Origin of the sequence: Pedobacter nyackensis, assembly GCF_032678475.1 — a bacterium.
GTDB lineage: Bacteria > Bacteroidota > Bacteroidia > Sphingobacteriales > Sphingobacteriaceae > Pedobacter > Pedobacter nyackensis_A.
Genome location: NZ_JAVTSF010000003.1, coordinates 580,829 through 599,866, shown reverse-complemented (window position 1 = coordinate 599,866; position 19,038 = coordinate 580,829). Strand labels below are relative to the sequence as shown.

Below are 19,038 nucleotides of genomic sequence, written 5' to 3'. Positions count from 1 at the left end.
AACCGTGGTAAAAATTACTACGTATCTGCTTATATAATTTAAAAACTATGAAAAAGATATTTCTTTCTGCAATTGCCCTAGTAGCTATGGCATTTACAACGCAAGTCTACGCTCAAAAAAATCCGATGGTAGGTGGTGCTGCCATGTACGCTACAAAAGATATCGTAGATAATGCGGTGAACTCTAAAGACCATACCACACTTGTTGCTGCAGTAAAAGCTGCAGGATTGGTGGAGACCTTAAAATCGGCCGGGCCATTTACTGTTTTCGCACCAACAAATGAGGCCTTTGATAAATTGCCCGCCGGAACTGTTACGACCCTACTAAAACCTGAGAACAAAGCTACCTTAACTAAAATATTAACTTATCACGTGGTTGCAGGCAAATGGTCTGCCGCTGATATCGATAAAGCCATTAAAAAAGGGAAAGGGAAAGCAGAACTAACTACTGTAAGTGGAGGTAAATTATGGGCATGGATGGAAGGCAAGAAACTTATGCTTAAAGATGAAAAAGGAGGTAGAGCAACAGTTACTATTGCCAACGTCATGCAGAAAAATGGAGTAATTCATGTAATTGACACGGTATTAATGCCAAATTAAAATAAGACCGAGAGAGATGTGTGTGAAAGTGGCAGGTCATGGATCATGATCTGCCGCTTTCATATTATTCGCATCATCTACGCAAGTCGTAACAGCTGACCGCGACTCAAACAACTGACTTTTTCAATTCATTTGTCAGTTATTTTTAATTTTTTCAGCTAACATTATTATTAAAATTATTGTTTATATAATTTTGCTTGATCTTAACATTCTATTTATATGCAGTTTAACCTAACTCCTATCGATATCGTTAATGACATCAGCAAAGCCGATTTTGAAAAGCATTATCTGAATCCCCGTAAGCCCCTCATCATAAAAAACATGTCTAAGACATGGCCTGCTTATGAAAAATGGAGTCTTGATTATATGAAAACTATAGTTGGCGATCAGACTGTTCCGCTCTATGACAGTTCAAAAGCAGATCCTTCCAAACCGATTAACGCAGCTGCGGCCGAAATGAAGTTTGAAGATTACATAGAACTGATTAAAAATACGCCAACGGATCTTCGCATTTTTCTGTTCGACCCCATAAAACAGGCCCCAAAATTACTGGAAGACTATAGGGCACCAAAAGATTTAATGGGTGGCTTTTTAGATAGCTATCCCAACATGTTTTTTGGTGGAAAAGGTTCTGTTACCTTTTTACACTATGACATAGATCTGGCCCACATTTTTCATACACATTTTAACGGCCGCAAACATGTTATCCTGTTTGAGAACAAATGGAAGGAACGCTTGTACCAAATCCCTTTTGCAACTTATGCCCTTGAAGATTATGATGTGGAACAACCTGATTTCGAGAAGTTCCCTGCATTAAAAGGAGTTAAAGGTGTAGAAGCATTTCTGGAACATGGAGATACCTTGTTTATGCCTACCGGATACTGGCATTGGATGAAATATCTGGACGGTTCTTTTTCTATTAGCCTCCGTGCCTGGGACAAATCATGGTCAGTAAAAGCAAAAAGCTTATACAACCTTACCATCCAACGAAAATTTGATGATTTCATGAAGGCCAATTTCAAAGAGAAATATATGAACTGGAAAGAACGACTGGCTGTTAAACGAGCAAACAGAGCTTTATCTAAACAAAAGCCTTGATAAAATTGTATTTTTTTATCTAAGTTTGTTATAAATAAGGTCGGTAATTGGCATTAAGCTATTCACAGGTATCTTATCATTAATTAAGTATGAGCTTTATTTTAAAGCCGGTAGATACCGTAGAGAGCATCAGCCCTGCTGATTTTAAAAAAAACTACCTTGATGCAGGCCGTCCCCTGATCATTAAAGGGTTAACAAAAAGCTGGCCTGCAAGAGAAAAATGGACAACTGATTATCTGAAAGAAATAGGTGGCGACTTAAAAGTAAGCCTGATGGACAACTCCAAAGCCGACCCTTCTAAACCGATCAATGCATCGGTAGCAGAAATGAAGTTCGGTGATTACCTGGACCTGATCAAATCTAAACCTACAGAACTCAGAATATTCTTTTTTAATCTGTTTAAACATGTACCAGGGCTGGTTGATGACATTGTTATCCCCAAAGATTTAATGGGCGGCTTTATAGAAAGTATGCCAGCAATGTTCTTCGGAGGATCTAACTCTGTTACCTTTTTACATTACGACATAGATTTGCCCCACCTTTTCCATACTCATTTTGGTGGCAGGAAACACATTATATTATTCGACAACAAATGGAAAAAAAGGCTTTACTGCATCCCGAACGCAACCTATGCTTTGGAGGACTATGACGTAGCCAATCCCGATTTCGAAAAATTCCCTGCCTTAAAAGGGGTAGAAGGATATGAGGTATTTCTGGAGCATGGTGATACCCTCTTTATGCCTACAGGAATGTGGCACTGGATGAAATATCTGGATGGCTCCTTTTCATTGAGCCTTAGAGCATGGGACGCTTCTATTACCAGAAAAGCACAAAGCGTATTTAACCTGGCTATTAAGGGTGGGTTAGACAGTGTATTAAAGATGGCATTTAAAGCTCCATATGCAAAATGGAGAGAACGCCTCGCTATAAAAAACGCAGAAAGAGCCTTGGCAAAGGGTGAACCCAAATAAAAACAGGGGGTATTTTTACAACTATATAACATTACTGATACCGCAAATCATTACCTTCATTAATTCGTTAATACTGAGTATATGAGAGGGTACCACTTTTCTAAAATCAAGACTAATCCATTGCAAAATGGAAGCTTTGACGAATTACTTAAACTATTTGCTCAACTGCTAAATTATACAGCGGGTGATGCAGGGGATGCACTGGCGTGGATGAACGAACTGGATAAGCAGTATAAACTTACCAGCAATGATTATGCTATGGGTAATTTTATTGATGACCTGAAAAGCAAAGGGTACATCAAAGAAAATCCGTCAAATGCCGAAATAAGTATTACTGCAAAAACAGAACAAACCATACGAAAATCTGCACTTGAAGAGATTTTCGGTAAGCTGAAAAAAGCAGGAAGGGGAAATCACAACAGCAATATATCAGGAGTAGGTGAAGAAAAAAATGCAGATCGAAGGGAATATGCTTTTGGCGACAGTCTTGACCAGATAGACATGACTGCATCTATACATAATGCGCAAATCAATCATGGAATTGGTAATTTCACCCTAACCGAACGCGACTTGGAAGTAGAAGAAAAAGACTTTAAAACCCTTACCTCTACTGTTTTGATGATCGACATTTCCCACTCGATGATCCTATACGGTGAAGACCGCATTACGCCAGCCAAAAAGGTAGCGATGGCCCTTGCTGAGCTGATCAGTACCCGCTACCCTAAAGATACTTTGGACATTGTCGTTTTTGGTAACGATGCATGGCCGATTACCATTAAAGACTTACCTTATTTAAAAGTTGGACCTTATCATACCAATACGCTTGCTGGCCTTGAACTGGCAGCAGATATTTTACGGAGGCGTAAAACACACAATAAACAGATCTTCATGATTACAGATGGTAAACCCACTTGTTTAAAAGAAAACGGTCGCTATTATAAGAACAGCATGGGGCTGGATAGAAAGGTGATTGGAAAAACCTTAAATATGGCTGCCCAATGTAAAAAACTTAAGATTCCAATCACTACCTTTATGATTGCACAAGACCCATATTTACAACAATTTGTGCGCGATTTTACGCAAATTAATGGTGGTAGAGCTTTTTATAGCTCTTTAACTGGTTTAGGTGAATATATATTTGAAGATTATATTAAAAACAGAAGGAAAACAGTGAGGTAACATACATCATAGCAGCAAAGATCAAGGATAAAACTACATACATGGATCACAATAAGATTAAAACCCTCGGCGAACTAAAAGCTTCAAGATATAAATCATTATCTGTAAAAGATGAACTCCGTAAAAACCTTGTCAAGCAACTTAGAACCAGATCAAAGGGCTTTGAAGGGATAATAGGCTATAATGATACAGTAATACCGGAATTGCAGACGGCCATTTTATCTCGTCATAATATTCTATTGCTCGGCTTACGGGGACAGGCTAAAACCCGCATCGCCCGACTGATGGTTAATTTACTTGATGAATATATTCCTTATGTAACAGGAAGTGAGATTTTTGACGATCCACTTACACCCATTTCCTGGTATGCCAAACACCAGATATCAATACACGGCGACAATACACCTGTTAGCTGGCAACATCGATCTGAGCGCTATACAGAAAAATTAGCTACTCCTGACGTTACTGTAGCCGATCTGATTGGCGACGTTGACCCGATAAAAGCAGCCAATTTAAAGCTCAACTATAACGACGAACGCGTAATCCATTTCGGATTGATACCAAGAGCACATCGAAGCATTTTTGTAATTAATGAACTCCCCGACCTACAGGCAAGAATACAGGTAGCACTTTTTAACATATTACAGGAAAAAGACATCCAGATCAGGGGCTTTAAACTACGGCTGCCACTAGATATTCAATTTGTATTTACAGCCAACCCGGAAGATTATACCAATCGGGGTTCTATTGTTACTCCATTAAAAGACAGAATTGAAAGTCAGATACTTACCCATTACCCAAAAAACATAGACATATCAAGGGACATTACCACCCAGGAAGCGAAACTTCACCCTGAACAACGTAAAAAAGTACACCTTGACGGGCTTTTAAGAGACATTATTGAACAAGTAGGTTTTGAAGCGCGGAAAAGTGAATTTATAGATCAGAAATCTGGCGTATCAGCAAGACTTACCATTTCCGCTTATGAAAATCTGATCAGCACCGCTGAGCGGAGGGCACTACTGACAAGAGAAACCAAGGCAGAGGTACGTATAGCAGACCTTAGTGGTATTATACCCGCCATAACCGGAAAAATCGAACTGGTTTACGAAGGAGAACTGGAAGGCCCTGCTAAAGTAGCACACATGCTCATCGGCAAAGCCATAAAAACACTTTTCACCAGATATTTACCAGATCCTGAAAGAGAGAAAAAACGAAAATCCGTTAATCCATATATAAAGGTATTAGAATGGTTTACTGAAGGAAATTCCATTGAAATTTCTGATAAAATGAACACCGTTCAATACAAAAAAGAACTGAGAAGAGTTAATGGACTTGAGGAAGTGGCTAACGCTTTTCATGAAGACCTTCTGGAACACCAGAGCTTCCTGTTGATGGAGTTAATTTTACATGCTTTAGCCGAGCATTCTCAACTAAGCAAAAGATATATGGAAGGTGGTTACGGTTTCTCTGATATGTTCGACAGCTTGTTTAACGTTAATTTACAAACCGAAGACTAACATACTTTACCTTCATTAAAATACAATTAAATACCTATGGGCCGATTATCCCTAATCATCTTTTTATCCGTCTTTTTATTAATTTTTGACTATTACTGCTACCGTGCCATACTATCTGTATTCAAAAAGTGGAGTCCAGGCACAAAAAAAACATTTACCATCGTCTGGTGGACTTATACCATCGGGCTGGTAATTGGCGTGTTTGCGGGGATCTACATGAACCTGTACCTAACGCTAAGAGCGGTCATTCTTGTCGCTTTCTTTTTAACTGTTGGCTGTAAAGCAGTCATGCTGCCTTTTTTACTACTCGATGACCTGAGAAGAGCCTTTATTAAACTCATAAGAATAAACAAGAAACAAAAAACAGGAGCAACAAAACAAGTTACTGCCATAACTGATAGTGCTGAACCCATCAGCCGTTCTGCCTTTATTGTGAAAGCAGGAATGCTCACTGCTGCAGTACCTCTCGGTTCTTTAAGCTGGGGAATTGTATCAGGTGCTTACGACTACAAAATAAAACGCCAAAAGCTTATTCTGCCAAACTTACCAAAGGCTTTCGATGGCATAAAAATGGCCCAGATATCTGACGTGCACTCTGGTAGTTTTTACAATCCTAAAGCAGTACTTGGTGGAGTAGAAATGTTACTTGGAGAAAAACCAGATTTCGTTTTCTTTACCGGTGATATTGTTAATGACAAGGCTACGGAGATGCGTGACTATCAAGATATCTTCGCAAAAATAAAGGCACCACTGGGGGTCTACTCAACGTTAGGTAATCACGACTATGGCGATTACTATTATGGCAAAGCACCTTCCGTTGCTAAGGCAAAAAACCTTCAGGAAGTAATAAAAACGCACAAATTAATGGGTTGGGATTTGTTAATGAACGAAAACCGAAGGTTAAAAGTAGACGGCGAGGAGATCGGCATTCTGGGTATTGAAAACTGGGGAATGGGCCGCTTTCCAAAATACGGACGCATGGATCTTGCAGTTAAAGATACAGATGACCTGCCGGTAAAATTACTTTTATCGCACGATCCCTCACACTGGCGTGGACAGGTGCTTGAAAAGTATCCTCAAATAGATGCTATGTTTAGCGGCCATACACACGGGATGCAATTTGGCGTGCGAACCAAAGATTTCCAATGGAGCCCTGTGCAGTACATTTACAAAGAATGGGCTGGATTATACCAGGAACAAAACCAACAGTTATACGTGAATGTAGGTTATGGCTTTTTAGGTTACCCCGGAAGAGTTGGAATCTTACCAGAAATAACGATATTTGAATTGAAACGAGCCTAATTCAAACCGTTAACCACGCATGATAAAGAAAGTGCTGTTGTCAATTCTGGACTTTTTGCTCTTTAGCAATTTGTTTATTGCCATTTGCGCAGTAGCCCAGGGGTTGGTCACCTACCATTTGTTAGATGCGAAACCAGACAGGTATATTCTTGCCATTATATTTTTTGGGACACTGGGGATATATAATTTTAGTATGCTCTTATCCAAACCTAAACACCCTGAAAAATCATCTTACGTTAGGGTAAGATGGATTTTCTCGCATCATAGACTAATCATATCCATCACTTTAATTTCAGTGCTTTGTCTGATTCCTTTAGGTTTGCTTTTTCTAAGCATCGAAGGTAAGTTGCTAATGATATTTACCGCAGCACTGGCGCTAGGTTACAATATCCCCTTTTTAACGCTCAATAACCAAAAGATAGGCTTACGCAACATACCAGGTATCAAACTGTTTTTAATTGCACTGATATGGTCTGTAAGCTGCGTACTGCTTCCCGTTGTTGAATTGGAACACAACTACCAGATCAACATTTCATCAGCAGAAACATTGCTTCTGGTAGCTAAGCGATTCCTATTCATTGCGGCAATTACCATCCCGTTTGACATCAGGGATTTATTCCAGGATAAGCTATATGCCCTAAAAACAATTCCAGTTATATTGGGCGAGAAAAAGGCATATCTTTTCTGCCAGTTCCTGCTTGCAGGATACCTGGTCTTACTGCTCTTGTTTAGTCAAACGATAAATGCAGATATCATTGCCTTAACCCTGACCCTACTCCTCACCGGCTGGCTCATACTAAAATCAAACATCGAAAAAAATGAGTATTACTATTTCTTTTACCTCGATGGAACAATGTTACTGCAATACCTGATACTTGTACTGGTAAGCTTTAGATTTTAAGCAGGATTAAAGCGGTATCCTACCCCCCTAACAGTTTGCAATAATTGCGGATTATCAGGGTTCTGTTCAATCTTCTTACGTAAACGAACAATATGCATATCCAATGTACGTGTATTTACGTCAGAATTGTATCCCCAAACAACTAGCATTAACTCGTCTCTGTTAATTACCTTGTTAGGGTTTCTTAAAAAATAAAGTAAAATTCTATTTTCCAGGATTGTTAATTCAATCTTTCTTCCATCTCTAAACAAAGTATGTACGTTTGGATGATGTTCCATATTTCCAAAACGATGCACTTCTGAACGCTCATTGTTTAAAATAAACTTCACCTTACTGTCCAGCATAGCAACCAGTACATCCATATTAAAAGGCTTGGTTACATAATCAGAAACACCAAAATGATAGGCATCTATCTTATCTACGTCCTGTGCTTTGGCAGTCATCATAATGATCAGGTTATCAAAACCTTGTTTACGTACCTCTTCGCATACTTCAGATCCTTGTTTACCAGGTAACATCCAGTCCAGCAATACAATATCAGGCTTTTCGGCCATAATAACACGCACTGCAGTTTCACCGTCACCAACTTCCGAGACCTCGTATCCCTCTGTTTTTAAACGATGTACGACTAAAAAGCGTAAGTTCTCATCATCTTCAACAATCAGTATTCTAACTCCTTTTGACATATGTTCTAATCATTATATGGTAATACTATTTTAAATTCAGATCCTTTATTTACTTTACTCTTCACTGTAATCTCCCCTTCCATAAAATTAACCAGTTCCTTACAAAAAGCGAGCCCAAGTCCGACACTTCCGTTTTGATTGTACTGATTCTGGATCCTGAAAAACTTCTTAAATATATTATTAATTTCTGAGGCAGGTATACCTATCCCCTCATCTATAAATCTGAAAACTACTTTTCCCTTTATTAACCGGGCGCTAATGTGAAGCTTTTTCCGCTCGGGCGGAGAGTATTTATACGCATTTTCAGCCAGGTTATCAAACAAAGACCCCAGCAACACCGGATCCGTTACAAAAGTTTTTAAGCCACTAACCTCATAGGTAAAATCAAAATCAGGGTGTTTTAAGCGATGTGATTCAACTGTACTTTCTATAAAATCTACAATTTTGATACGATCACGGTTCAACTGTATAGATTTATTTTCTATCTGAGTAAAAGCCAGCAATTTATTCATCAACCCATTCAATTTATCCGCCTCTTCATCCAATATTCTCCCATATAACTTAAGTTCCCGATCAGTCAGCGAATTCGCGCTCTTAATATTGTTTCCTGCAATTTTAATCACACTGACGGGCGTTTTAAACTCGTGCGTGAGATTATTCACAAAATCGTATTGAAGCTTAAACATCTTCTGATTAATGTTCAGGTTTCTGTAAATCAGAACCGCAACCAGTACCAAAATCCCATAAAAAAAGAAAATAGCCAATGCGATAGGCAGAAAGTAGCTGAAGATCTCGTGCTCTACGAATGATTTTGAAGAAATAAAATATAACTTGTAGTCAGAGAATGCCCCTGGTAATGTAATCTCTGTACTTAAATATACCTCTGTAGTATCCAACGGATCATAAGTCAGCTGTTCAATCTTGATGTACTGGTATAAATTCGGCCGGGTATTGATGATCCTTAACTTATAAGGATCTAGTTGGAAAGACAACATATCCTGTTCATAAACAGGACTGGGCAGCAATTCCCTACGTAACATCTCCTTGTAAATTTTCAAATCTTCAAATCTGGGGATATTGAGATAAGTAATCTTATTGGAGCGTACATTACTAAAGTTACTAAACAGCTCGTCCTGACTCGGCATTCGCGTTGTGTCCAGACTTTCAATATAGGAAACCAGCTTTAACGCCAGTGTATTAAAATCATTGCCAACAATAAAATTTTTTGTATTACTTCTTGAAAACAATTCGACAGAATCAAGAGGTACAAGACTACCAAACTGATAAATATTCTTTGGCCCAAAAGAAAACTTACCTGTGTTCAACCCATCACTAACAGGTGTGTTACTGATCTCTGAATCGTAAAAAATTACTTTTGAGACAAAAGGATATTCCTGCAAAACTGTATCTACGAAATGCGAAGCCGTGGCTGAATCCAGATATCCATTATAAAAAGAAACCTCAGGAAGCTTCTTTTGAAAGAAATCATTGTAAGGTTTAATAGTTTGTTCAAGTACATTTACCTTTTCAGAAACAAACTCATTTTCTATGTACTTTGTACTAAACCTATAGGCCAATCCTAAAGACAGCAGGAACAGGACCGACATCAGAATGATGAAAGTAAGTATCAACGAAAAATTCTTACGGTAACCGTCTCTTTTCTCTGAAGCCATATTTATGAATCTACTTCCTTTTCAGGTTAAATTCTAAGAATTCGTCTACAGCATTATAGAAATTGTGCCTTAAGACTTCATTTCTACCTACAAAAATATCGCCATCATTTTCAATGTAAGTAATGTTTACATTTCGTTTCTTAAGGTTTTTAACGAACTGCATGGTTTCGCCAGAATTGTTTGTAGGATCTTTGATGTTCTGAGCCAGCAATACCGGGGCATTAATTTTATCTGTCTGAAATAAAGGTGATACCTGGCGCATTTTATCAATATCCGTTAGCGGATTACCTATAATTTCATAATACATCTGCAAAATAGGCTGTTGATAAGACGGAATAGATTTTAGATAAGTAAAGAGGTTGATCACACCTGAATTGGATATGGCACAAGCGTACATATTCTTGCTGGAACACAAACCATTTAATGCAATATATCCCCCGAAGCCAGTTCCGCAAAGCGCGACTCTCTTAGGGTCAGCTATTTTACGGCTAATTAACCATTTTACGCCATCATCAATATCATCCTGAATTTTACCGCCCCATTCTTTAAATCCTGCAGCCACAAAGTTCTTTCCGTAACCCGAAGAGCCACGGTAATTGACCTGAAATACTGCATAACCCCTATTGGCCAAAAATTGAACCTCCGGGTTATAACCCCATAAATTTCTTGAGACCGGCCCGTCATGTGGCACCACAACTACCGGCAAATTTTCGGCCTTTTGATTTAAAGGAAGTGTTAAATATCCATGGATCAGTAAACCATCCCTCGAACGGTAACTAACCTGCTTCATTTCACACATTTCCTTTTCATCAATAGAAGAGTTGAAATCTCCCAGTTTCTTTAACTTCCCGGTATTTGTGAAATAAAGGTAGTAGGATCCTGGATTTCGATCCGTAAATGATCTTAGTATAAATACATTTTCAGCCTCATCTCTATCAAAGATACGGGTCTCGGTTTTAGGTAAAAGCTTATCCAGGTTCTCGTACACCTTCCTTACCGAATCATCCAGAAAATACTTTTCCTTTTTCCAGGTCTCATAAACCACAAAAGACATCTTCTGCTTTTTTCTTGAATACTGCGCTTCTGTAATATTCAAAGTATCATTACAAAAAAGGTTCTTGACTTCTTTGCCTGTATTACAATCAACTTCAACCAATGCAGTTTTGTCCCTATTGATATCTGATATAGCATAAATGATATTCGGTTCACTATGACTAAAAGCAACAGGAGTAAAAGTATCCTTAAAATTACTGGTCAAGACCTTCTTAAAAGGTTCACGTTCAGTTGCACGATAAAGAATTGTGGAATTCACACCATCGCTACTTACAGCCAATCTGAGTTTTCCTTCAGAATCCGTTCGCCAGCTGATGATATTTCCCGGATTTTTGGCAGCCATTTCCATATTCCCATTGCGAACATTTAAACGGTATACATCAAAAACAGTAGAATCGCGTCTATTTGAAGACACCAACAGGTATTTATCATCAGTCAACTGATCTTCAATAATCCTTAAACGGCTCTTTTCATTTCTTACCAACTGACGTTCATTCTTCCCTTCTTTGTCGATAATATACATGTCCGACTGATTGGTCCCGGCGTCAACCTCCTTATAATAAATCAGTTCATTACTGCTTACCCAGAAATAGAAAACAATATTTATCCCTTTAAAATGGGTAATGCTCTTCCCTTTACCACTCTCAATATCTTCAATATAAATATTCCTACTTGCACCTTCAGATTTAAGATAAGAGAGCTTTTTCCCATCAGGAGACAACCTGTAGCCTACCCTATTCTGTGATTTGAAGAAATCATCAACAGGTATAATCCTGGTTTCTTTGTGTTGCTGACAGGCAAAAGAAAAGAGCACAAGAACAAGGAAAAAGTATTTTTTTAATCCAATCATATCGCTAACTAGTTTGCAAAGTTACACAACCGAAGCTTTGCAAATAGGCAATACACCAATATTGTTACTTTAAAGCCTTATTGTTACGGTACAACCCAGTTAGTATACAGTACGAAAAAAGTGATTTTCTCCAGAAAAGTTCATCATTTCTTTTGCTCCGCTTTTGCTGTCCTTTTGCTTTTCTTTTGCTAACCTTTTGCTCAGACCGAAAGAAAACCAATATTAAGCCAAACTGATAGCAAAAGAATACCCCATCCTCGAAACCACTCTTCCAAGCCAGCTTACGCCACAGCTACTTGAGGAGAAAACACTTTGTTACAACAGTTAATATACAAATATTAGCCTTAAAATCGTTAATTTTAGATTCCGGAATCTCTTATTCTCAAATGAAAAAATTAATTGTTTTTGTTCTATTGTTTTTCACACACTTGTTTTGCCAGGCACAAGACAATGTGGATGATGCCCTGGCCTATCAGTTTTATCAACAGGGTCAGTATCAACAGGCAGCCGAACTATTAGAAAAGCTATTCAACAAAACAAAGAACAGCACATACTTTGAGCTTTATTTTAACTCATTACTTGCCTTAAAAAGGTACGACGACGCCGAAAAGCTTGTAAAGAAACTCATTAAACAAGATAAAGAAAACATTCAATATGGCATATCGCTGGCAAGAATTTACCAGGATAAAGGCCAGGTAGATGCGGCAAATAAACTGTACATGCAACTCATCAATAACCTGCCTGCCGATGAGTTTAAAATCAGGGAGATTGCCAATTATTTTTACAATTTTAAAGCCTACGACCTCGCAATCACTGCTTTTCTGCAAGGTAGAAAAATATTAAACGACAACAAACCCTTTACTTACGAGCTGCTCAGTATTTATCGCTATAAAAAAGATAAAAATATGCTGATCCAGGAATACCTGAATGCTTTACCTGAAATACCACAATTGTTACCACAGGCAGAAAGTGTGTTGTCATCTGTATTCGAAGACAATACTGATTACCAGACTTTACAGTCAGCTCTTTTAAAAAAGATACAAAAAGAACCTCAGACAGAGATTTATACCAAATTACTCATCTGGCAGTACTTGCAGCAACAGGAATATGAAATGGCGCTAAGACAGCTCATTGCCCAGGATAAGAGAATTAAAGATGATGGTTCGATCCTCTTTAATACGGCCAGTACTTTCGTTGATAACAAAGCCTATACTACAGCCATAAAAGCTTTTGAATATTTGCTTACAAAGGGTAAAGGGAGCCCTTATTACCTGCCATCAAAAGTCGAAATGATCAATGCCCAGTACCAGCTGGTTATTGGCGGACAATTTGAAAAAAAGGCAATTTCAGAACTTGCAAATGCCTATCAGACGATCATTGATGAATACGGCAAAAACAATCAGACTCTTTTTGCATTAAAAAGAATGGCGAATCTCCAGGCCTATTATCTTAAAGACCTCACTAAGGCGGAGCTGCTATTGGAGAGTATGCTAACTATACCCGGCATAGCAGCAACTGAAACCGGACAGATTAAACTGGAATTGGGTGATGTTTACATTTTAACCAATCAGCCCTGGGAAGCTTTTTTGATCTACGAACAGGTAGCCAAGCAATTTGAAAACCAGGATATTGGTAATGAGGCCAGGTACCGCTCGGCCCGACTTTCCTTTTATCAGGGTAATTTCGTTTATGCCAAATCACAGGCCGATGTTTTAAAAGCCTCAACCTCACAATTAATAGCAAATGACGCCTTAAACCTAAGCTTACTCATATCCGATAACCTGCAGTCGACATTAGACAGCAATGCACTCAAGATGTATGCTGATGCAGAAATGCTACAATTCAGAAACCTGTCAGCACAGGCCATTGCCAAGCTGGACAGTATAGCCATCGTGTTCCCCAATAACAGTCTTGTTGATGATATATTAATGACAAAATCAAAAATTTATATCAAAACCAATGAGATTCAAAACGCTGTAAAAGCGCTTAAACTACTTATCGAGCAACAAAGCAGTAGTATCTGGGCAGATGACGCCATTTTTACCCTTGCTGATTTATATGAGAAGAACCTAAAAGATCCGGAGCAATCAAAAATCCTGTATCAAAAATTAATTAACGATTATCCGGGCAGCATGTTTACCACCGAAGCGCGAAAACGGTTCCGTAAACTTCGCGGTGATAATGTTGGCACTTAGTATTATCTTTGCGGCATGCTATTATACAATGTAACTACAATAATTGATGACACAGCAGCTGACAGCTGGCTGAAATGGATGGAAGAAGTACACATTCCAAATGTTATGGCATCTGGAAAATTTGTATCCCACCGCTTGTTAAGGGTGCTTGATTCCCCTAATGAAGGCGTGACCTATTGCGCACAGTATGTTGTGGAGCATATGGCAGATTACCTGGATTATCAGGAAAAATTTGCCCCGGCATTACAAGCTGAAGTGACCGCACTTTATGAAAATAAACTAGTATCTTTTCGCACTTTAATGGAATATATCGTTTAAGCAAAAATATGCAAATTACTAAAACGCCGCTTGAAGGCTTATTGATTATCGAACCCAAAGTATGGAAAGACAGTAGGGGTTATTTTTACGAGAGCTACAATGCTAAGATGTATGCAGACGCTGGCATCGACGTAACATTTGTACAAGACAATCAATCCTTTTCCCAAAAAGGAGCACTTAGGGGCCTACATGCACAAAGTACGCCTTTTGAACAAGGAAAACTGGTACGTGTATTACAGGGAATGGTGGTTGATATTGCAGTCGACATCAGAAAGGGTTCCCCTACCTATGGAGAACATTTTACGGTTGAACTGAGCGAAGAGAACCACAAACAACTTTGGGTACCGCCAGGCTTTCTACATGGTTTCTTAACCCTGGAAGACCAGACGATTTTCACTTACAAAGTGAGCAACTATTACGATAAAAACTCTGAAATAGGCGTGATGTGGAATGACCCGGATCTAAATATAGAATGGACCCAATATATGCCGGAATCAACATTTTTACTTTCCGATAAAGACCAGGGATTAGACAATTTTAAAGATTTTAAAAGTCCTTTCTAAACCTCTACCAGAATTGTTATACAAAAAAAGGATGAAGAGCTTCTTCATCCTTTTTTTGTATAAGATTTAAAAATCTATTGCTTAATGAGGTTATACAACTCATCCAGTTTTGGTGAAAGAACGATCTCGATCCTGCGGTTTTTACTTCTTGCTTCCGCAGAATTATTTGGGCCTAATGGCTGGAACTCTCCTTTACCAGTTGCTGTCATACGTACCGCTTCAACTTTACTTACTTCAGTCAGGTATCTTACTACAGAAGTAGAACGTAAAACACTTAAATCCCAGTTGTCTTTAATCTGCCCCAGGTTAGTGATTTTCTGAGAATCGGTATGCCCTTCAACCGCAATATTTATCTCTGGCTGTTGTTTTAACACATCAGCTAACTGACTTAACGCTTGTTTTCCTTTTTCATCAATGATAATGCTACCCGACGGGAACAGCAACTTATCCATTAGCGAAACGTATACTTTACCATTGCGAATCTCTACTGTTAAACCGTTTTTGGTAAAACCCAGTAAAGCTTGTTGCAATTTTTCTTTGAGCTGATTAGTGGCCGCATCACGTTTACGCAAAATCTCTTCCACTTCTTTTAATCGTTGCTCACGTTTCTTTAGATCAGCAGACAGCTTATTAATCTCACTGGAGCTATTACTGCGTAACGTACTATAGTTGTTATCCATTTCCGAATAACGTCCCTTTAAATCGTTTAAAGCGCTACTCAGCCCTGTTGTATCTTTTCTCAATTTGGCAATCAGGCTTTCCAGGTTCTCATTCATCATTTGCGAATCATTCCAGCCTTTGTTTAAAGAATCTTGCTTTGCCAGCAGCGACTTATACTTCTGCGGTGATAGAACAACGCAAGAGCTGAATGCACTCGCAAACAATGCAACAAATAAAAATAAATTGATTTTCTTCATTAGTGTATATTGGTTGTTAAAGGATTACAAGCTTGCGTATGTCAGCTAAAAACCAACATAGCAAACCATTATAGTTCATTTGTGTTTTATTTTTCCCTAAGCAGCGGCTATTGTTCTACTGCATTTCTCAAAAATAAGATAAAAGGATAAACGCTCTTAAAAGCATTTTTCAACTTATTAACGATTTCCGGCTTAAAAAATTCTTCATCCTTTATCGGAAATGTAGCGATAAAGCTCTTCAGCTTCAAAAGTTCTATCTGTGGATGATCTATTTCATATCCTTTAGGTGCTTTTTTCAGCTTGTCTTCCTCACTCAACTGAAAGATATTTTTAAAGTCTTTCGCATGGATGATATCCAGGAACTCCGAAGTATTATAATCAATCTCCTCTCTGATTTTTTTAAGATCGGCAGCTTGCGGCATCCAAAGTCCTGCTGCAAAAAAGCAGCCCCCAGGTTGTATATGCAGATAATAGCCGGGTTCATTTACACCTTTACCTTTTACAGCGAAAAAGATACCGTAGTTATTTTTATAAGGATCTTTATTCTTACTAAAACGGACGTCCCTGTAAATACGCAGCAAACATTTCTTCGATTGGGTATCTATTGAAAAGGCTGGGTCTACGGCAGCAAGTTCCGGAATCAGCTGATCAACAAATGCCAGTACATCGGCTTTGGCTACTTCATACCTTTCTTTATTTTCAGCGAACCATTCGCGATTGTTATTTGCGGCTACATCTGATATAAAGGCAAGTGTTTCGGGCTTAATCATGGCTTATCGTAATAGGCGTTATACTTTATTTTTGGAGATAGCCAATGTAATAAAATCACGCGGGAATACCGATAGTTGAAGGGAGATAAAAGTAAACATCCTGTAAAAATTACACCGATATACAACCAGAAGGAATCAAAATCAAGGTTACCACCTGATAAAACATAGGTAGCTACGGCAAGTGTAATCATCTCTGCACAGTTCATCGCATAGCTTACGTACATAGCCGCATAAAAATATCCCGGTTCTATTTCAAAGCGTTGTTCGCAATGTCCGCAAACTGTATTTGTTCGTTGTATATTGAACCCATATAAGCTTCCCAAAAAGATATCACCCCTTCGGCAATGCGGGCATTTACCATGTACTATAGCGTAAAGTTTGGATGTTTTTTTTTCCATAATTTATGGGACGCACACCTGGTGCGGGGTAATTGAACTAATCTAGGAATGTGAAATGTCCTGAATCGTTTTTTTACGGTATTTGGTATACCATAAAATTCCTATTCCTGTAAGTAAAACATAAGGAATAGCCAACAGGTATAAGATACCGGCATTTAGTCCTTTACCTTGTGTATTTCCATTTTTAACACTTTGTTCGGCATTAACCGAGCACATGGCACATTGTGCACTGGCGGTATTACTTACTGCTACAGCAGACAGCATTATGAAGATGAATATGAATGCGATCCTTTTCATTCTGCAAATATAGGTAAAAGAACATTAGGCTCATTAAAAGAAAAGACCGGAAGTACAAAGTACCCCGGCCTTAAACTTCAACATTGGTAGATGTTAATTAATTATTCCGGTAAAGAAGAATGTTGGTGATTCCTTGCTGGTCATTTTGCCAAGCACTCTTTTATAAGCGCTATCGAAATAATAAAACTTGCAACGTTTTAAAATAAAATACTGATTTTTTTGCATATTTAGTGTAAAAAACCATGCTTAAAACACAACAAACAATTGATTATCAACATTAATACTTTTTTAAAAGCCTGACTATCTAAAGTCAACATTAAATAGTCAGGCTCTCTATATTTAAACTATTTTTTTGTCAATAAATAATCTAGACATTAATAATGCGACTAAAGTATTAGCTTAAATGGATTCTCCCAAACATAAGGGGGAAGTGTGGCGTTCGGCTTATTACTAGCTTTGCCAATTTTAAATACTCGACCATTAACAATTTGATAGTATTTTTGTGTAAGCAAATCCTTTTTAAGAACATAATACCCATTAGGTAATATATAAAGAGGATCACAATTCGGAGCATAAAAGTATTGATCCCCCTTTTTATAAATATGAATCTTAACAGACGGAGCAAGGTTGACTCCAATATGCATAGGTAACATTGAGTAGTATACAAAATCTGTAGTCAATGGTTCTGGGAAATATTGTCCTAAAACTGCTGGACTATCTGGCTTACCTATTACCCTGGGAGGTATCAAGACTGCCTCGTTAACAATAAGAGTATTTATTGGTACCGAATATATTTTTATTGTACGCAATGTGCTAGCTGTTATAGCCGCCTGTGTCGATCTGCTTATTCTTTTCCATTGATCTCTTGATTGTAAAGTCCCAGCCATCGCTTCATTATACACCAGCCATCCCCAAGCCAAAACGTACGCACCCATGTCAACCTGAACGATAGGATCTTCAAGATCTAGTGACTGTACTTCGTGCCAATATTGATTCGAACTTGTTGCAATTTCGAGCATACCAAGAAAGCCTTCTCCCTCATTAATTCCCCATTCGATATCAGCATATTTTGCACGTAATTCATCTAGTTTGTCCGTAAAATATATTCCAGCATTTATTTGAGTCATATTTAAGGCATAACCATTTATAAAGATGTTTTGGAGTTCTTTGATCATTCCAGCTTCTCTTAGAGATATATAGTTCTGTTGTCTTAGCAATGTTATTGTAGCATCTATCTTAAGGTTTATCGTAGCAGGGTTTGGTTCATTAACTATTGAGACAAGATCGGGAACCACTTGCTGAGGTATTCCTCTTTCTGATCCAAAAAACTCAGGTTGGCTTAGTACATAATCGTAAATGGAACTTATAATATTTTTAAGATCCAGTTCATTGTATGTGCCGTTCAACGGAGGAGTTGTGTATATTGTAGGTGACATTGGCAATAGCGATTTGCCTGCACCAATCAATCCTTCTTTGTTATTTGAGAGGGCCTCTGTGATGCCTTCATTGTGAAGTTTCCCAATAACTCCAGTTAACCTTTTAAGATTAGAATTGTATTGCCTTAATTCAAATTCAGAGGCTACATTGCCCTTGTCTTTCTTACAAGATGAGTACACCGTGAATAACAGCAGCCCCAGTATGAAATAGAAATAGAATTTAGTTTTCATAGTATTTATTTTATAAATCGTTAAAAATGATCATCCTGTGATTCAATAATTTCGAAACGTACAGAATTCTCCTATAGATAA

At 38.1% G+C, this 19,038-nt stretch carries 18 protein-coding genes; 10 read left to right on the top strand and 8 right to left on the bottom strand.

Annotated features, from left to right (window positions below; all coding sequences use genetic code 11):
- The first annotated feature begins 47 nt into the window (after positions 1-47).
- From R2Q84_RS13565 to R2Q84_RS13535, 7 genes are all read left to right on the top strand, one after another.
- Positions 48-599: a fasciclin domain-containing protein gene (locus tag R2Q84_RS13565; RefSeq protein ID WP_316817092.1), complete on the top strand. Its 552-nt coding sequence runs from the start codon at positions 48-50 to the stop codon at positions 597-599.
- 219 nt (positions 600-818) lie between these two features.
- The gene (locus R2Q84_RS13560; RefSeq protein WP_316817091.1) at positions 819-1,697 is read left to right on the top strand and encodes a cupin-like domain-containing protein; all 879 of its coding nucleotides are present in this window, start codon (positions 819-821) and stop codon (positions 1,695-1,697) included.
- An 89-nt stretch (positions 1,698-1,786) separates the two neighbouring features.
- Positions 1,787-2,668, top strand: a complete 882-nt coding sequence (locus R2Q84_RS13555) for a cupin-like domain-containing protein (protein ID WP_316817090.1) — start codon at positions 1,787-1,789, stop codon at positions 2,666-2,668.
- Positions 2,669-2,749: 81 nt separating this feature from the next.
- Positions 2,750-3,847, top strand: a complete 1,098-nt coding sequence (locus tag R2Q84_RS13550) for a vWA domain-containing protein (protein WP_316817089.1) — start codon at positions 2,750-2,752, stop codon at positions 3,845-3,847.
- A gap of 41 nt (positions 3,848-3,888) precedes the next feature.
- Entirely contained in the window at positions 3,889-5,367 is a 1,479-nt protein-coding gene (locus R2Q84_RS13545) for a sigma 54-interacting transcriptional regulator (protein ID WP_316817088.1), read from the top strand.
- A 36-nt stretch (positions 5,368-5,403) separates the two neighbouring features.
- Positions 5,404-6,669, top strand: a complete 1,266-nt coding sequence (locus R2Q84_RS13540; protein ID WP_316817087.1) for a metallophosphoesterase — start codon at positions 5,404-5,406, stop codon at positions 6,667-6,669.
- 19 nt (positions 6,670-6,688) lie between these two features.
- Complete coding sequence (locus R2Q84_RS13535; protein ID WP_316817086.1) at positions 6,689-7,570, top strand: hypothetical protein; 882 nt, start codon at positions 6,689-6,691, stop codon at positions 7,568-7,570.
- On the opposite strand, the gene R2Q84_RS13530 is transcribed toward R2Q84_RS13535, so the two are convergent.
- The 3 genes from R2Q84_RS13530 to R2Q84_RS13520 are packed head-to-tail and all read right to left on the bottom strand — an operon-like array spanning position 7,567 to position 11,832.
- Positions 7,567-8,256 (bottom strand): response regulator transcription factor, encoded by a 690-nt coding sequence (locus R2Q84_RS13530; protein ID WP_316817085.1) that lies wholly within the window; start codon positions 8,254-8,256, stop codon positions 7,567-7,569. The genes R2Q84_RS13535 and R2Q84_RS13530 overlap by 4 nt on opposite strands.
- 5 nt (positions 8,257-8,261) lie before the next feature.
- Positions 8,262-9,929, bottom strand: a complete 1,668-nt coding sequence (locus R2Q84_RS13525; protein ID WP_316817084.1) for a HAMP domain-containing sensor histidine kinase — start codon at positions 9,927-9,929, stop codon at positions 8,262-8,264.
- 10 nt (positions 9,930-9,939) lie between these two features.
- A complete protein-coding gene (locus tag R2Q84_RS13520) occupies positions 9,940-11,832 on the bottom strand; it encodes a S9 family peptidase (protein WP_316817083.1) in 1,893 nt (630 codons plus the stop codon).
- A gap of 386 nt (positions 11,833-12,218) precedes the next feature.
- Between R2Q84_RS13520 and R2Q84_RS13515 the strand changes: the two genes are divergently transcribed.
- The 3 genes from R2Q84_RS13515 to rfbC are packed head-to-tail and all read left to right on the top strand — an operon-like array spanning position 12,219 to position 14,908.
- Positions 12,219-14,027 carry a tetratricopeptide repeat protein gene (locus R2Q84_RS13515; protein ID WP_316817082.1) on the top strand — a complete coding sequence of 603 codons (1,809 nt, stop codon included), beginning with the start codon at positions 12,219-12,221 and terminating at the stop codon, positions 14,025-14,027.
- 15 nt (positions 14,028-14,042) lie between these two features.
- Entirely contained in the window at positions 14,043-14,345 is a 303-nt protein-coding gene (locus tag R2Q84_RS13510) for a DUF4286 family protein (RefSeq protein WP_316817081.1), read from the top strand.
- A gap of 8 nt (positions 14,346-14,353) precedes the next feature.
- The gene (gene rfbC / locus R2Q84_RS13505) at positions 14,354-14,908 is read left to right on the top strand and encodes a dTDP-4-dehydrorhamnose 3,5-epimerase (protein WP_316817080.1); all 555 of its coding nucleotides are present in this window, start codon (positions 14,354-14,356) and stop codon (positions 14,906-14,908) included.
- Between the two features lie 74 nt (positions 14,909-14,982).
- On the opposite strand, the gene R2Q84_RS13500 is transcribed toward rfbC, so the two are convergent.
- From R2Q84_RS13500 to R2Q84_RS13480, 5 genes are all read right to left on the bottom strand, one after another.
- Complete coding sequence (locus tag R2Q84_RS13500) at positions 14,983-15,825, bottom strand: flagellar motor protein MotB (RefSeq protein ID WP_316817079.1); 843 nt, start codon at positions 15,823-15,825, stop codon at positions 14,983-14,985.
- A gap of 107 nt (positions 15,826-15,932) precedes the next feature.
- The gene (locus R2Q84_RS13495) at positions 15,933-16,595 is read right to left on the bottom strand and encodes a DUF2461 domain-containing protein (protein WP_316817078.1); all 663 of its coding nucleotides are present in this window, start codon (positions 16,593-16,595) and stop codon (positions 15,933-15,935) included.
- Entirely contained in the window at positions 16,592-16,993 is a 402-nt protein-coding gene (locus R2Q84_RS13490; RefSeq protein WP_316817077.1) for a DUF983 domain-containing protein, read from the bottom strand. Before R2Q84_RS13490 ends, R2Q84_RS13495 begins: the two co-directional genes overlap by 4 nt.
- Before the next feature lie 42 nt (positions 16,994-17,035).
- A complete protein-coding gene (locus tag R2Q84_RS13485) occupies positions 17,036-17,290 on the bottom strand; it encodes a hypothetical protein (RefSeq protein ID WP_316817076.1) in 255 nt (84 codons plus the stop codon).
- A gap of 386 nt (positions 17,291-17,676) precedes the next feature.
- Positions 17,677-18,957: a hypothetical protein gene (locus tag R2Q84_RS13480; protein WP_316817075.1), complete on the bottom strand. Its 1,281-nt coding sequence runs from the start codon at positions 18,955-18,957 to the stop codon at positions 17,677-17,679.
- Positions 18,958-19,038: the final 81 nt, after the last annotated feature.

What these genes read in the sequence shown, in the direction of transcription:
- R2Q84_RS13565 (WP_316817092.1), top strand. Translation starts at nt 48, where the DNA reads ATGAAAAAGATATTTCTTTCTGCAATTGCCCTAGTAGCTATGGCATTT.
- R2Q84_RS13560 (WP_316817091.1), top strand. Translation starts at nt 819, where the DNA reads ATGCAGTTTAACCTAACTCCTATCGATATCGTTAATGACATCAGCAAA.
- R2Q84_RS13555 (WP_316817090.1), top strand. Translation starts at nt 1,787, where the DNA reads ATGAGCTTTATTTTAAAGCCGGTAGATACCGTAGAGAGCATCAGCCCT.
- R2Q84_RS13550 (WP_316817089.1), top strand. Translation starts at nt 2,750, where the DNA reads ATGAGAGGGTACCACTTTTCTAAAATCAAGACTAATCCATTGCAAAAT.
- R2Q84_RS13545 (WP_316817088.1), top strand. Translation starts at nt 3,889, where the DNA reads ATGGATCACAATAAGATTAAAACCCTCGGCGAACTAAAAGCTTCAAGA.
- R2Q84_RS13540 (WP_316817087.1), top strand. Translation starts at nt 5,404, where the DNA reads ATGGGCCGATTATCCCTAATCATCTTTTTATCCGTCTTTTTATTAATT.
- R2Q84_RS13535 (WP_316817086.1), top strand. Translation starts at nt 6,689, where the DNA reads ATGATAAAGAAAGTGCTGTTGTCAATTCTGGACTTTTTGCTCTTTAGC.
- R2Q84_RS13530 (WP_316817085.1), bottom strand. Translation starts at nt 8,256, where the DNA reads ATGTCAAAAGGAGTTAGAATACTGATTGTTGAAGATGATGAGAACTTA.
- R2Q84_RS13525 (WP_316817084.1), bottom strand. Translation starts at nt 9,929, where the DNA reads ATGGCTTCAGAGAAAAGAGACGGTTACCGTAAGAATTTTTCGTTGATA.
- R2Q84_RS13520 (WP_316817083.1), bottom strand. Translation starts at nt 11,832, where the DNA reads ATGATTGGATTAAAAAAATACTTTTTCCTTGTTCTTGTGCTCTTTTCT.
- R2Q84_RS13515 (WP_316817082.1), top strand. Translation starts at nt 12,219, where the DNA reads ATGAAAAAATTAATTGTTTTTGTTCTATTGTTTTTCACACACTTGTTT.
- R2Q84_RS13510 (WP_316817081.1), top strand. Translation starts at nt 14,043, where the DNA reads ATGCTATTATACAATGTAACTACAATAATTGATGACACAGCAGCTGAC.
- rfbC (WP_316817080.1), top strand. Translation starts at nt 14,354, where the DNA reads ATGCAAATTACTAAAACGCCGCTTGAAGGCTTATTGATTATCGAACCC.
- R2Q84_RS13500 (WP_316817079.1), bottom strand. Translation starts at nt 15,825, where the DNA reads ATGAAGAAAATCAATTTATTTTTATTTGTTGCATTGTTTGCGAGTGCA.
- R2Q84_RS13495 (WP_316817078.1), bottom strand. Translation starts at nt 16,595, where the DNA reads ATGATTAAGCCCGAAACACTTGCCTTTATATCAGATGTAGCCGCAAAT.
- R2Q84_RS13490 (WP_316817077.1), bottom strand. Translation starts at nt 16,993, where the DNA reads ATGGAAAAAAAAACATCCAAACTTTACGCTATAGTACATGGTAAATGC.
- R2Q84_RS13485 (WP_316817076.1), bottom strand. Translation starts at nt 17,290, where the DNA reads ATGAAAAGGATCGCATTCATATTCATCTTCATAATGCTGTCTGCTGTA.
- R2Q84_RS13480 (WP_316817075.1), bottom strand. Translation starts at nt 18,957, where the DNA reads ATGAAAACTAAATTCTATTTCTATTTCATACTGGGGCTGCTGTTATTC.